15 protein-coding genes and 1 tRNA gene are annotated in these 12,459 nt (G+C 68.6%); 14 read left to right on the plus strand and 2 right to left on the minus strand.

The genetic code is table 11. From position 1 onward, the window contains the following. The first annotated feature begins 142 nt into the window (after nt 1–142). The 4 genes from dapA (at nt 143) to H7965_RS20420 (ending at nt 2,908) form a co-directional block, all read left to right on the plus strand. The gene (gene dapA, locus H7965_RS20405) at nt 143–1,021 is read left to right on the plus strand and encodes a 4-hydroxy-tetrahydrodipicolinate synthase (protein WP_186772430.1); all 879 of its coding nucleotides are present in this window, start codon (nt 143–145) and stop codon (nt 1,019–1,021) included. A 20-nt stretch (nt 1,022–1,041) separates the two neighbouring features. Further along, nucleotides 1,042–1,527 (plus strand): SsrA-binding protein SmpB, encoded by a 486-nt coding sequence (gene smpB / locus H7965_RS20410; RefSeq protein ID WP_186772431.1) that lies wholly within the window; start codon nt 1,042–1,044, stop codon nt 1,525–1,527. Between the two features lie 168 nt (nt 1,528–1,695). Next, a complete protein-coding gene (locus tag H7965_RS20415) occupies nt 1,696–2,370 on the plus strand; it encodes a sulfite oxidase-like oxidoreductase (RefSeq protein WP_186772432.1) in 675 nt (224 codons plus the stop codon). Beyond that, nucleotides 2,363–2,908, plus strand: coding sequence for a glutathione peroxidase (locus H7965_RS20420; protein WP_186772433.1), 546 nt, complete (start codon nt 2,363–2,365; stop codon nt 2,906–2,908). Before H7965_RS20415 ends, H7965_RS20420 begins: the two co-directional genes overlap by 8 nt. Here H7965_RS20420 and H7965_RS20425 read toward each other — a convergent pair. Continuing rightward, nucleotides 2,905–3,483, minus strand: a complete 579-nt coding sequence (locus tag H7965_RS20425) for a uracil-DNA glycosylase (RefSeq protein WP_186772434.1) — start codon at nt 3,481–3,483, stop codon at nt 2,905–2,907. The genes H7965_RS20420 and H7965_RS20425 overlap by 4 nt on opposite strands. A 59-nt stretch (nt 3,484–3,542) precedes the next feature. Next, nucleotides 3,543–4,172, minus strand: coding sequence for a LabA-like NYN domain-containing protein (locus H7965_RS20430; protein WP_186772435.1), 630 nt, complete (start codon nt 4,170–4,172; stop codon nt 3,543–3,545). On the opposite strand from H7965_RS20430, the gene folK reads away from it, so the two are divergent. From folK to H7965_RS20480, 10 genes are all read left to right on the plus strand, one after another. Further along, nucleotides 4,062–4,760, plus strand: coding sequence for a 2-amino-4-hydroxy-6-hydroxymethyldihydropteridine diphosphokinase (gene folK, locus H7965_RS20435; RefSeq protein WP_315898705.1), 699 nt, complete (start codon nt 4,062–4,064; stop codon nt 4,758–4,760). The two genes, H7965_RS20430 and folK, sit on opposite strands and share 111 nt — an antisense overlap. 245 nt (nt 4,761–5,005) lie before the next feature. Then, on the plus strand, nt 5,006–6,406 hold the full coding sequence (gene ffh / locus H7965_RS20440; RefSeq protein WP_186772436.1) for a signal recognition particle protein: 1,401 nt from the start codon (nt 5,006–5,008) through the stop codon (nt 6,404–6,406). A 27-nt stretch (nt 6,407–6,433) separates the two neighbouring features. Continuing rightward, a complete protein-coding gene (rpsP, locus tag H7965_RS20445) occupies nt 6,434–6,766 on the plus strand; it encodes a 30S ribosomal protein S16 (RefSeq protein ID WP_186772437.1) in 333 nt (110 codons plus the stop codon). Nucleotides 6,767–6,788: 22 nt separating this feature from the next. Next, nucleotides 6,789–7,307: a ribosome maturation factor RimM gene (gene rimM, locus H7965_RS20450; RefSeq protein ID WP_186772438.1), complete on the plus strand. Its 519-nt coding sequence runs from the start codon at nt 6,789–6,791 to the stop codon at nt 7,305–7,307. Beyond that, on the plus strand, nt 7,304–8,041 hold the full coding sequence (gene trmD / locus H7965_RS20455) for a tRNA (guanosine(37)-N1)-methyltransferase TrmD (RefSeq protein ID WP_186772439.1): 738 nt from the start codon (nt 7,304–7,306) through the stop codon (nt 8,039–8,041). Before rimM ends, trmD begins: the two co-directional genes overlap by 4 nt. Before the next feature lie 25 nt (nt 8,042–8,066). Beyond that, nucleotides 8,067–8,438: a 50S ribosomal protein L19 gene (gene rplS / locus H7965_RS20460; protein WP_186772440.1), complete on the plus strand. Its 372-nt coding sequence runs from the start codon at nt 8,067–8,069 to the stop codon at nt 8,436–8,438. Between the two features lie 48 nt (nt 8,439–8,486). Further along, nucleotides 8,487–9,917: a 3-isopropylmalate dehydratase large subunit gene (gene leuC / locus H7965_RS20465; protein WP_186772441.1), complete on the plus strand. Its 1,431-nt coding sequence runs from the start codon at nt 8,487–8,489 to the stop codon at nt 9,915–9,917. Then, the gene (leuD, locus tag H7965_RS20470; protein ID WP_186772442.1) at nt 9,917–10,531 is read left to right on the plus strand and encodes a 3-isopropylmalate dehydratase small subunit; all 615 of its coding nucleotides are present in this window, start codon (nt 9,917–9,919) and stop codon (nt 10,529–10,531) included. Before leuC ends, leuD begins: the two co-directional genes overlap by 1 nt. A gap of 35 nt (nt 10,532–10,566) precedes the next feature. After that, nucleotides 10,567–11,682 carry a 3-isopropylmalate dehydrogenase gene (gene leuB, locus H7965_RS20475; RefSeq protein ID WP_186772443.1) on the plus strand — a complete coding sequence of 372 codons (1,116 nt, stop codon included), beginning with the start codon at nt 10,567–10,569 and terminating at the stop codon, nt 11,680–11,682. A gap of 81 nt (nt 11,683–11,763) precedes the next feature. Then, nucleotides 11,764–11,840: transfer RNA gene (locus tag H7965_RS20480), tRNA-Arg, on the plus strand. Nucleotides 11,841–12,459: the final 619 nt, after the last annotated feature.

The following is a 12,459-nucleotide window of genomic DNA, read 5'->3' on the forward strand; positions in this document are numbered from 1 at the left end:
AAAATCGGCGCATGATCGCCACCGCGCCGGCTTTCGTTGGAGGGGAACGAATTCCACCGCCTGTGCGGTTCCACCCAGACGGCGTTTGCTCTAGCCTCTGCGGTCCCGCGCGGGGGCGCGGCCGGTCTCGGAGGAAGCCAGGATGTTCACAGGATCGTTGGTCGCGCTGATCACGCCGATGCGCCCGGACGGGTCCTTGGACGAGAAGGCATTCCAGGAGCTGGTCGAATGGCAGATCAGCGAGGGCACCGAGGGGCTGGTTCCGGTCGGCACCACCGGCGAGAGCCCGACCCTCTCCCACGCCGAGCACAAGCGCGTGGTCGAGCTTTGCGTCGAGGTGGCCAGGGGCCGGGTGCCGGTGATGGCCGGCGCCGGCAGCAACAGCACCGCCGAGGCGATTGACTTCGCCCGCCACGCCAAGAAGGCCGGTGCCGACGGCACGCTGGTGGTGACGCCCTACTACAACAAGCCGACGCAGGAGGGGATGTTCCTGCACTTCTCAGCCATCGCCGATGCCGTCGACCTGCCGATGTTCATCTACAACATCCCGCCGCGCAGCGTCGTGGACATGTCGGTGGAGACCATGGCGCGGCTGGCGAAGCACAAGAACATCATCGGCGTGAAGGATGCGACCGCCAACCTGACCCGGCCGCTGCACACCCGCCGCGCCTGCGGCGAGGATTTCATCCAGCTCTCCGGCGAGGACCATACAGCGCTGGCGTTCAACGCCGCCGGCGGCGTCGGCTGCATCAGCGTGACCGCGAATGTCGCGCCCCGGCTCTGTGCCGAGATGCAGAAGGCCTGGCGCGACGGCCGGCTCGGCGAGGCGATGGCGATCCAGGAGCGGCTGGTGCCGCTGCACGACAGCCTGTTCGCCGAGACCTCGCCGGCGCCGGTGAAATATGCCGCCAGCCTGCTCGGCAAGGGCAGCGACAAATGCCGCCTGCCGCTGGCCCCGGTTTCCGAGCCGGTGCGCAAGCGGGTACGCGAGGCGATGGTCTCCGCCGGCCTGCTGAACTGAAGGGGTAGCTTCCACCCGCCATGGCGGAACCACGCAAGAAGGGGATGATCAGCCACGGCGTCGCCTCGACCAATCGCCGCGCCCGATACGACTACAGCATCGGCCAGACGATCGAGGCCGGGCTGATGCTGGTCGGGCCGGAAGTAAAGTCGCTGCGCGCCGGGCGGGCGACGCTGGCCGAGGCCTGGGCAGGCGAGCGCGACGGCGAGCTCTGGCTGTTCAACTGCACCATCCCGGAATGGCAGGCCGGCAGCACGGTGGCGAAATTCGAGCCGCGTCGGCCGCGCAAGCTGCTGTTGCACCGGAAGCAGGTGCGGGAGCTGATCGGGACCATCACCCGGGAGGGTGCGACGTTGGTGCCCATGCAGATCCACTTCAACGACCGCGGCCGGGCCAAGGTGCTGCTCGGCGTGGCCGAGGGCAGGAAGAAGCACGACAAGCGCGCCGCCATCGCCGCCCGCGACTGGCAGCGCGACAAGGCGCGGCTGATGCGGGACCGCGGGTAGAGCGGATCGCGGAGGGGCTGAACGCCCCGGAGCGTGAATCCGCTCTACGAGTAAAATGGTTAGAGCGGATCGCGGAAGGGCGTGGATGCCCCGGAGCACCGATCCGCTGTAGCGGCATTCTTGCATCCGTGGCGCCCACGGCCACCTAGGGCGGGTGAGGAGACAGGAATGGCCGAGGACGACGAACAGGTGCCCCTGACCGGCAAGCTGCGCGACAAGCTGGTCGAGAGCAAGCAGGCCTGGGCGCGCGAAGGCCGTCTGCTGACCGGCACCCATGCCGACCCTGCCCGCGACCGCCTGCCGCCCGGCCAGACGCTGGTGAAGGACTGGCCGGTGCTGGATCTCGGGGTGCAGCCGGAGGTCACGCCGGACCGCTGGCGGCTGCGGGTCGAAGGCTTGGTGCAGGCGCCGGTGCGGCTCACTCTGGAGGAGTTCATGGCGCTGCCCCAGGAGGAGCGGGTGAACGACATCCACTGCGTCACCCAATGGAGCCGCTACGACAATCATTGGCAGGGTGTGCCGGCGCGCGACCTGGTGGCGCTGGCCCGGCCGAAGGATGAGGCGCGCTTCGTCTCCTTCACCAGCTACGATGGCTACACCACCAACGTTCCGCTGGAGGAGTTCATCCGCGACGAGGTGTTGCTCGCCCATAGCTGGGAGGGCGCGCCGCTGACCCGGCAGCATGGCGGGCCGGTGCGGGTGGTCCTGCCCCGGTTGTATTTCTGGAAGAGCCCGAAATGGGTGACACGGATCGAACTGCTGCGCGACGACCGCCCTGGATTCTGGGAGGTGCGCGGCTACCACAACAACGGCGACCCGTGGCTGGAGGAGCGCTATGGCTGAGCCGACGCGACGGGCGGCCCTGGCGATCGGGGGGATGCTGATGGCGGGTGATGCGGCGGCTGCGGGCCCGACGGCCTTCGACTTCCGGCTGGAGGCAATCGAGGGCGGGCCACTCGACCTCGGCCAATGGCGTGGCCGGCCGATGCTGGTGGTCAATACCGCCAGCTTCTGCGGCTATACGCCACAATATGCCGGGCTGCAGGCGCTGCACCGGCGCTATGGCATGCGCGGGCTGGTGGTGCTCGGCGTGCCGTCGCAGGACTTCAATCAGGAAAGCGGCGATGCCGCGACCATCAAGCAATTCTGCGATGCCACCTATAGCGTCGAATTCCCGATGACCAACCTGGCGCATGTCCGCGGCGCCCAGGCCAGTCCCTTTTTCGCGTTCCTGGCCGAACGCGGCGGCGGTCCGCCGCGATGGAATTTTCATAAGTACCTTGTGGCACGGGACGGCCGGAAGGTGCAGGGTTTCAGCACCCAGACCGGGCCGGAGGCGCCGGCGCTGGTCCAGGCAATCGAGGCTGCGTTGGCCGCCTAACCCTGCGCCCGGGCGAGCACTTCGGCCACCACGGCCTCGAACATCGCCGCCGTCAGCCGCCGGGTCGAAGTGTTGTAGCGGCTGACATGATAGCTGTCGGCCAGCAGCAGTCCGCCCGGCAGCGCATGCATGGCGCCATGGGCGAAGGCGATACGGGAGGGCTTCAGCCCCAGCGCCCGCAGCAGCGCCGCATGCGCCAGCACGCCGAGCGCCAGCACCACCCGAAGATTCGGCATCGTCCGCAGCTCGCCGGCGAGGAAGCCGTTGCAGGCCCTGATCTCCGCCGTCTCCGGCAGATTGGCCGGGGGAACGCAGCGCACCGCATTGGTCACCCGGCAGCCGGTCAGCGCCATGCCGTCATCCGGCCGTTCCTGGTACTCGCCGGTTGCCAACCCGAAGCGCAGCAGCGTGGCGTAGAGCAGCTTGCCCGCATGGTCGCCGGTGAAGGGGCGGCCGGTGCGGTTGGCGCCGCGCTGGCCCGGTGCCATGCCGAGCACCAGGATTGGCGCTTCGCGCGGGCCCCAACTCGGCACCGGCGCATTATGCCAGTCCGGGAAGGCGGCACGGTTCGCCATGCGCAGAGCCGCCAGCCGGGGGCAGAGCGGGCAATCTCGGCCCGGCTCGGCCGCCGCGCTCACTCGGGCAGGTCCGGCGTCTCCCGGAAGGGCTCGGCCGGGGTGGCCCGGCTCAACGCTGGGCGCCCTGCCGCGGCGGGCGGCCGCGGGCGCGGCTCCACCTGGCGGCGGGTGATGTGCTCTGCCAGATCGGCCAGGTCGAGGAAGGCATCCGCCTGGCGCCGCAACTCATCGGCGATCATCGCCGGCTGGGTGCGAATGGTGGAGATCACCGTCACCCGGACCCCACGCCGCTGCACCGATTCGACCAGACGGCGCAAATCGCCGTCGCCGGAGAAGATCACGACGTGGTCCAGGTGCGCACTGAGGTCGAGCACATCGACCGCCATCTCGATATCGACGCTGCCTTTCACCCGGCGCCGGCCGGTGGCGTCGGTGAACTCCTTCGCCGGCTTGGTGACAACGGAATAGCCATTGTAACCGAGCCAGTCGACCAGCGGCCGCAGCGGCGAGTATTCCTCGGTTTCCAGCAACGCAGTGTAGTAGTAGGCGCGTACCAGATAGGCCCGCTGGCGGAAGTGGCCCAGCAGGTTCTTGTAGTCCACGTCGAACCCCAGGCTGCGGGAGGCGGCGTAGAGGTTTGCGCCATCGATGAAGACGGCGACGCGTTCGATCCGGTCGGGCTGCAAGCTAGGGAACTCTCGAAATATGGTTCATGCCAATGCGGCCCTTCAGATAGTAGGCGGGTATTGAAGATTAGGAAGCGAGAAATCACCGTTCTTATCGCCCTTGGCGCGAATTTGCCCGGCCGGCGGGGCGAGAGTCCGCTGGAAACCTGCCGCTCGGCAGCGGCGGCGCTGGATTCGCTGCCGGGCCTCAGGCTGCGGGCTTTGTCCAGATGGTATAGGACAGCCCCGGTTGCATCGGTTCCGGGGGCGCCGGTGTTTGTCAACGGTGTTGCGCGACTGGAAGGTCTCGCCAGCGATCCGGCGACGCTGCTGGCAGCGTTGCACCTCATCGAAGATGACGCGGGACGGCAGCGCCCGTTCCCCAACGCGCCGCGCCGCCTGGACCTTGACCTCATCGACATCGAGGGGCTGGTCCGCCACTCGCCCGACCCGATTCTACCGCATCCACGGGCGCATCTTCGCCGCTTCGTCCTCCAGCCGCTGGCCGATGTCGCACCTGACTGGGTCCATCCGGTCCTGCGGCGCGACGTGGCGGCGCTGCTGGCGGCGCTGCCGACCGAGGACCTGCCGCAACCCATCGGAGGATGAGATGGGGGCTTCCTGGCAGGTGCCAAGGCTGGGCATTCCGACTCGATGCGCCCGGTCGGCGGTGCCCTCGCGACCGGTACTGCTTGACCCGGGCCGGACCCCGGCGTAATGGGCACGACCCGGTCCAGGCCGGTTTCGCGGTCCCCCGTTGATGGGGGGCTCCGCCGCTCCGCGATGGCTCGCGCAGCGGCGCGTTTCGTTTTGGGGGCATCCCTGCCCCGCAGGCAAGGGTCAAGGCAGCCGCGATGTTCGAGGCGTTGTCCGGCAAGCTGAACGGGGTCTTCGACCGGCTGCGCCGCCGCGGCGCGCTGTCCGAGGCCGACGTGACCGAGGCGCTGCGCGAAGTGCGGGTGGCGCTGCTGGAAGCCGATGTCGCGCTGCCGGTGGTCAGGGATCTCATCGCCAAGGTGCGCGAGCGGGCAGTCGGGGTCGAGGTGCTGAAGAGCGTCTCCCCGGCGCAGCAGGTCATCAAGATCGTCCATGACGCGCTGGTCGAGGCGCTGGGCGGCGGCGCGGCCGATGCCGGGCAGCGCGGCATCGACCTGGCCGCGGCGGCGCCGGTCGCCATCCTGATGGTCGGCCTGCAGGGCTCGGGCAAGACCACCACCTCGGGCAAGATCGCGCTGCGGCTGAAGGGCCGCGAGAAGAAGAAGGTGCTGCTGGCGTCGCTCGACGTGCACCGTCCGGCGGCGCAGCTGCAGCTGGAGACGCTGGCGAAGCAGGTGGGCGTCGCCAGCCTGCCGATCGTCGCCGGCCAGACCCCGCTGCAGATCGCCGCTCGCGCCATGGACCAGGCGCGGCGCGAGCTGTTCGATGTGGTGGTGCTGGACACCGCCGGGCGCCTCGCCATCGATGAGACGCTGATGGACGAGGTCGCCGCGGTGAAGCTGGCGACCCAGCCGCATGAGACGCTGCTGGTCGTGGATGCCATGACCGGACAGGATGCGGTGAATACCGCCCGCGCCTTCCAGGACAAGGTCGGCGTCACCGGCATCGTCATGACCCGGATCGACGGTGACGCCCGCGGTGGTGCCGCCTTGTCGATGCGTGCCGTCACCGGCGCACCCATAAAATTGCTCGGCGCCGGCGAGAAGCTGGATGCGCTGGAGGATTTCCACCCCGACCGCATCGCCGGCCGCATCCTTGGCATGGGCGACATCGTCAGCCTGGTGGAGCGCGCGGCCGAGACCATCGACCGGGACGAGGCGGAGAAGCTCGCGGCCCGGATGCAGAAGGGCCAGTTCACGCTGGAGGATTACGCGTCCCAGCTGAAGCAGATCGGCAAGATGGGTTCGCTCTCCGGCATCCTCGGCATGCTGCCGGGCATCGGAAAGATGAAGCAGCAGATCGAGGATGCGAACCTCGATAACACCATGCTGAAGCGGCAGGCGGCGATCATCGGCTCGATGACGCCGAAGGAACGGCGGACACCGGACATCATCAAGGCGTCGCGCAAGCGCCGCATCGCCGCCGGCAGCGGGACCTCCGTGCAGGAGGTGAACAAGCTGCTGAAGAGCTTCGACGACATGTCCGTGATGATGAAGCGGATGAACAAGCTCGGCCAGAAGGGGCTGATGCGGGGCGGGCTCGCCGCGCTGATGCCGAAGGGAATGCAGGGACCCGGCGGTGGCCGGCGTCCCTTCTAGACACAAGCACGGAGTGACAGTGACACCATGGGCCTGAAGATCCGCCTCGCGCGCGCCGGCGCCAAGAAGCGTCCCTACTACCACATCGTGGTGGCCGACAGCCGCAGCCCGCGCGACGGCCGCTTCATCGAGAAGCTCGGCAGCTACAACCCGATGCTGCCGTCCGATCATGCCGACCGCGTCCGTTTGGTCGAGGAGCGGGTGAAGCATTGGCTGGGCCAGGGCGCGCTGGCCACCGACCGGGTGGCCAAGTTCCTGGGCAAGACCGGCCTCGCGCCGATGCCGGTGTTCCCGGAGCAGCCGAAGCAGTCGGCGCCGAAGAAGAAGGCGCAGGAGCGCGCCGCCGCCGCCGCGGGTTGAGGCATAGGTCGGGGCCACTGACGTGTCGGACAAGCGGATACTGGTGGGGGAGATCGGCCGGCCGCACGGCGTGCGCGGCCTGGTGAGGCTGCGCAGCTTCACCGCCGATCCCGGCGCCATCGCCGATTACGGCCCGTTGACCGACGCCACCGGGACCCAGCGCTACGCCATCACCGTGTTGGCCGATGGGCTGGCGCGGATCGAGGGCGTCACCGACCGCGACGCTGCCCAGCGGATGACCGGCACCAAGCTCTATGTCGAGCGGCGGCAGCTGCCGCCGCCCGAACCAGACGAGTTCTACCTCGCCGATCTGGTCGGGCTGCGGGCGGAGACGCCAGCGGGCCAGCCGCTCGGCGCTGTCCGGGCGGTGGAGGACCACGGCGCCGGTAGCTTCCTGGTGCTGGATGGCCCACCGGAGCGCCTGCTGCCCTTCAACCGCGCCGTGGTGCCGGAGGTTGATCTGGCCAGAGGCCGGCTGGTGGTGGTGCCGCCCGATGAGGTTGTTGTTCCGCCCGCCGCCGGGGAGCGGGCCGCTGAATGAACTGGCACGCCTCCGTCCTGACCCTCTTCCCCGAGATGTTCCCGGGGCCGCTCGGCCATTCCCTGGCCGGGAAGGCGCTGCGCGAATCCCGCTGGGCGCTCGATGCCATCGACATCCGGGGCTTCGCCACGGATCGTCATCGCAGCGTGGATGACACGCCCTGCGGCGGTGGGGCCGGAATGGTGCTGCGGCCGGATGTGGTGGACGCCGCGGTCGGCGCCGCACTGGCAGCCGGACCTGACCGGCCGGCGGTTGTGCTGACGCCGCGCGGCACGCCGCTCGACCAGTCGACGGTGCGCCGGCTGGCCGAGGGGGCTGGCGTGGTGGTGCTCTGCGGTCGCTTCGAGGGCATCGACCAGCGGGTCATCGAGGCGCGCAACCTGCAGGAGATCTCGATCGGCGACTACGTGCTGTCCGGTGGCGAGCCGGCGGCCATGGTCCTGCTCGACGCCTGCGTGCGCCTGCTGCCCGGTGTCATGGGCGCCGCCGACAGCGCCGTGGAGGAAAGCTTCAGCGGCGGCCTGCTGGAATACCCGCACTACACCCGTCCCGCCGAATGGAACGGCCGCGCCGTGCCGCCGGTGCTGCTTTCCGGCCACCACGCCGAGATCGCGCGCTGGCGCCGGGCCGAGGCGGAACGCATCACCCGAGAACGCCGGCCCGACCTCTGGGCCCGGCTGCATCCCAATGCCGCGGAGGCGGGGGCCATGGACGGCCGCCCCGCCGCCGCCTAAACCGATTGACGAAAGGACCACCCTCATGAACCTGCTGCAGCAGTTCGAGACCGAGCAGCTCAACCGCCTCGTTGCCGCCCGCGCCGTGCCGGAATTCGCCCCGGGCGATACCGTCCGCGTGATGGTGAAGGTGGTCGAGGGCGAGCGGACCCGGACCCAGGCCTATGAGGGCGTGGTCATCGCCCGCTCCAACCGCGGCGTGAACAGCAATTTCACCGTCCGCAAGCTCTCCTACGGCGAGGGCGTGGAGCGCGTCTTCCCGCTGTACTCCCCTTCGATCGCCGAGATCGCGGTGGTGCGGCGCGGCAAGGTGCGGCGGGCGAAGCTGTATTACCTGCGTGGGCGCACCGGCAAGGCCGCGCGCATCCAGGAGAAGCAACAGGACAGGCAGGGCTGATTGCCCGGCGCCCCCGCGCGGGGCGCTTTCGGTGAGGTGAGGGACGCAATGTCAGCGCAGAAGCCGCGCACACTGTTCGACAAGATCTGGGACGCGCATGTCGTCGAGACGCTGCCCGACGGCACCGCACTGCTCTACATCGACCTCCACCTTACCCATGAGGTGACCACGCCGCAGGCCTTCGACGGCCTGCGTGCCGCCGGCCGCAAGCTGCGCCGGCCGGATGCGACGCTCGGCGTCATCGACCACAACATCGCCACCGACAGCTCCCGCTACACCGGCATCATCGACCCCGAGAGCCGGCTGCAGGTGGAGACGCTGGAGCGGAACGCCGCTGAATTCGGCATGCCGCTGATCCCGCTGCTGGATGAGCGGCAGGGCATCGTCCACGTCATCGGGCCGGAGCTTGGCCGTTCGCTGCCGGGCATGACCATCGTCTGCGGCGACAGCCATACCTCGACCCATGGCGCCATGGGTGCGCTGGCCTTCGGCATCGGCACCTCCGAGGTCGAGCACGTGCTGGCGACCCAGACCCTGCTGCAGAAGCCGGCGAAGAACATGCAGGTGTTGGTCGAGGGCAACCTCGCGGTCGGCTGTTCCGGCAAGGACATCACCCTGGCGGTGATCGGCAAGATCGGCACCGCGGGCGGCACCGGCCATGTGATCGAGTATTGCGGCGATACCATCCGCGCGCTCGACATGGCCGGGCGCATGACGGTGTCCAACATGGCGATCGAGGGCGGGGCGCGGGCCGGGCTGATTGCTCCCGACCAGACCACCTTCGACTACATCGCCAGGACGCCGGATGGCCCGAAGGGCGCGTCCTTCGAGCGGGCGCTGGCCTGGTGGAAGACGTTGCCCTCCGATCCCGGCGCGCATTTCGACAAGGTGGTGAAGCTGGCGGCGCATGAGATCGCGCCGCAGGTCACCTGGGGCACCAGCCCGGAGGACGTGCTGCCGATCACCGGCGTGGTGCCGGATCCGGAAGAGGCGGCGGACGAAGCCCGCCGCGCCCAGCTGCGGCGCATGGTGGAATACATGGGGCTGACGCCAGGCCAGCGACTGCAGGACCTGCCGGTCGATGTCGTCTTCATCGGCAGCTGCACCAACAGCCGGATCGAGGACATCCGCATCGCCGCCAGCATCGCCCGCGGCCGCAAGGTCGCCGATGGCGTGCGCGCGCTGGTGGTGCCGGGCAGCGGGTTGGTGAAGAAGCAGGCGGAGGCCGAGGGCCTCGACCGCATCCTCACCGAGGCCGGCTTCGAGTGGCGCGAGGCGGGCTGTTCCATGTGCCTCGGCATGAACCCGGACAAGCTGAAGCCGGGCCAGCGCAGCGCCTCCACCTCGAACCGCAATTTCGAGGGACGCCAGGGGCCGGGCGGGCGGACACATCTGCTCTCGCCGGCCATGGCGGCGGCAGCGGCGATCGCCGGGCATCTGGCCGATGTGCGCGACTACCAGCCGAAAGAGGGTGTGTGATGGAAGCCTTCACCACGCTGACCGGCATTGCCGCGCCGATGCCGCAGGCCAATGTCGACACGGACAAGATCATCCCGGCCCGCTTCCTGAAGTCGATCAGCCGCAGCGGCTTCGGCAAGCACCTGTTCGCCAATGCGCGCTACCGCGAGGACGGCTCGGAGAACCCCGACTTCGTCCTCAACCAGGAACCCTACCGCCGCGCCGAGATCCTTATCGCCTTCGAGAATTTCGGCTGCGGCTCCTCGCGCGAGCATGCACCCTGGGCGCTGCTGGATTTCGGCATCCGCTGCGTCATTGCGCCGGATTTCGCCGATATCTTCCACAACAACAGCTTCAAGAACGGCGTCCTGCCGGTGAAGCTGCCGCGCGCGGTGTGCGAGCAGCTGATGGAGGATGCCCGGCTTGGCGGCAATGCGCGCATCACCGTTGACCTGGAGCGCCAGGTGGTGGTGCGGCCTTCCGGCGAGGAGATCCCCTTCCAGGTCGACCCGCTGCGACGGCACCTGCTGCTGAACGGCCTCGACGACATCGGCCAGACCATGCAGCACGCTCCGGCGATCGATGGTTTCGAAGCGCGGCAGAAGGCGGCGCAACCCTGGCTCTACGGCGGCTGACTCGCCACCGCCTACACACTGGAGACGTCCCGCGTATGGCCGCGAACAAGAAGCTCCTCGTCCTGCCGGGTGACGGCATCGGCCCGGAGGTGATGCGGGAGACCCGCCGTATCATCGATTGGATGGCCCGCCGCCGCAGCCTTTCCTTCGAGATCGAGGAAGGGCTGGTCGGGGGTGCCGCCATCGATGCCGAGGGCACGCCCTGCTCCGACACAACCGTCGCCCGGGCCAAAGCGGCCGATGCCGTGCTGTTCGGCAGCGTCGGCGGGCCGAAATGGGACAGCTTGCCGTTCGAGCAGCGACCGGAGCTGGGCATCCTGCGGCTGCGCCAGGAGCTTGGCCTCTTCGCCAATCTGCGCCCCGCGGTGGTGCTGGACCCGCTGGTCGATGCCTCCTCGCTGAAGCCGGATGTGGTCCGCGGCGTCGACATCATGGTGGTGCGCGAGACCACCGGCGGCGTCTATTTCGGCGAGCCGCGCGGTGTCGAGACGCTGCCCGACGGCAAGCGCCGCGGCTTCGATACCGACGTCTACCACGAGGATGAGATCATCCGCGTCGCCCGGGTCGGGTTCGACCTGGCGCGCAAGCGGCGCGGCAAGCTGACCTCGGTCGAGAAGGCCAATGTCATGCAGTCCGGCCGGCTGTGGCGGGCCGTGGTGACCGAGCTGCACAAGGCCGAATACGCGGATGTCGAGTTGCAGCACATGTACGCCGACAACTGCGCCATGCAGCTCTGCAGCCGGCCGAAGCAGTTCGACGTCATCCTCGGCAGCAACCTGTTCGGCGATGTGCTGAGCGACCTGGCGGCGGCGCTGACCGGCTCGCTTGGCATGCTGCCTTCAGCGACGCTTGGCGCGATCGATCCGGCCACCGGCAAGCGGCACGCGCTGTACGAGCCGATCCACGGCTCGGCGCCTGACATCGCCGGCAAGGGCATCGCCAACCCCTGCGCCCAGATGCTCTCCTTCGCCATGCTGCTGCGCTGGTCCTTCGGCTTCGAGGACGAGGCGAAGCTGCTGGAGCAGGCGGTGGAGAAGGTGCTGGCCGGCGGCCTGCGTACCGCTGATATCATGCAGACCGGTATGGCCCGGGTCGGTACGGGTGTGATGGGCGAGGCGGTGATGCGTGAGTTGGAGAAACTCACCGCATAGATAATGATAAGGGCGGGAGAGGGGGGTTGCGCTGCGCCGCTGCCTCCGCTATTTCGCCCGCCTCGCCGCATTAGCGGCTGCGCGCCCGTAGCTCAGCTGGATAGAGCACCAGACTACGAATCTGGGGGTCAGGAGTTCGAATCTCTTCGGGCGCGCCATTTTTCCATGGTTATTACAAGAACTTACGATCGCCCGGCTATCGAGCCGGGCGTTGTCGTTTTCGGGCATCCCACGTATATCCCCCGAATGGCGCAGGAAGGCCGGCGACCTCCACCCGCGCGGTTTCCACAGCGTTAGGGCTTCTCGTACCAACGGCCCTGGCGGATGACCGCTTGAGGTGGTTAGCGGCTGTAGATGGCTCGGCACCCGGATGTCGGCTCCACCCTCGTAACCCGATATAGGAGCAGGCCGCCTGAGCTCATTCCCAACGGCATAGTTTGGCCGGAAGCCGCCTGTCCGCTCTTGAGCTTCCCTGAACACCAACGCTGCAATCGGAACCAAATCGTAACGAGAAAGGTCCTGTGCATCGAAGCCGTGCCGGCCGCGGGAGATCGCCCCGGCGGCGGTCTGCGTGTTGGTGTTGTCCGCCGGTCTCGGGGACAGCGCTACGTCCCTCTCCGCCTCGCCAGGGAAGCGCAGGTGCTGACCGAGGAGTGGCGTCGGCACTACAATTGACCTGCCCCCACTTGGGGATCCACGGGTTATGAGAGACTTGACCCATGTTCTGGCTTGGCCGTCTGGCCCTGCCGGAGCGGAGCGTAGGCGGGGCCAGACGGC

This window comes from Siccirubricoccus deserti (genome assembly GCF_014283215.1).
GTDB lineage: Bacteria > Pseudomonadota > Alphaproteobacteria > Acetobacterales > Acetobacteraceae > Siccirubricoccus > Siccirubricoccus deserti.

Excerpts from the sequence above, each read along its gene's own strand:
- dapA (WP_186772430.1), top strand. The coding sequence starts at position 143 with ATGTTCACAGGATCGTTGGTCGCGCTGATCACGCCGATGCGCCCGGAC.
- smpB (WP_186772431.1), top strand. The coding sequence starts at position 1,042 with ATGGCGGAACCACGCAAGAAGGGGATGATCAGCCACGGCGTCGCCTCG.
- H7965_RS20415 (WP_186772432.1), top strand. The coding sequence starts at position 1,696 with ATGGCCGAGGACGACGAACAGGTGCCCCTGACCGGCAAGCTGCGCGAC.
- H7965_RS20420 (WP_186772433.1), top strand. The coding sequence starts at position 2,363 with ATGGCTGAGCCGACGCGACGGGCGGCCCTGGCGATCGGGGGGATGCTG.
- H7965_RS20425 (WP_186772434.1), bottom strand. The coding sequence starts at position 3,483 with ATGGCGAACCGTGCCGCCTTCCCGGACTGGCATAATGCGCCGGTGCCG.
- ffh (WP_186772436.1), top strand. The coding sequence starts at position 5,006 with ATGTTCGAGGCGTTGTCCGGCAAGCTGAACGGGGTCTTCGACCGGCTG.
- rpsP (WP_186772437.1), top strand. The coding sequence starts at position 6,434 with ATGGGCCTGAAGATCCGCCTCGCGCGCGCCGGCGCCAAGAAGCGTCCC.
- trmD (WP_186772439.1), top strand. The coding sequence starts at position 7,304 with ATGAACTGGCACGCCTCCGTCCTGACCCTCTTCCCCGAGATGTTCCCG.
- rplS (WP_186772440.1), top strand. The coding sequence starts at position 8,067 with ATGAACCTGCTGCAGCAGTTCGAGACCGAGCAGCTCAACCGCCTCGTT.
- leuC (WP_186772441.1), top strand. The coding sequence starts at position 8,487 with ATGTCAGCGCAGAAGCCGCGCACACTGTTCGACAAGATCTGGGACGCG.
- leuD (WP_186772442.1), top strand. The coding sequence starts at position 9,917 with ATGGAAGCCTTCACCACGCTGACCGGCATTGCCGCGCCGATGCCGCAG.
- leuB (WP_186772443.1), top strand. The coding sequence starts at position 10,567 with ATGGCCGCGAACAAGAAGCTCCTCGTCCTGCCGGGTGACGGCATCGGC.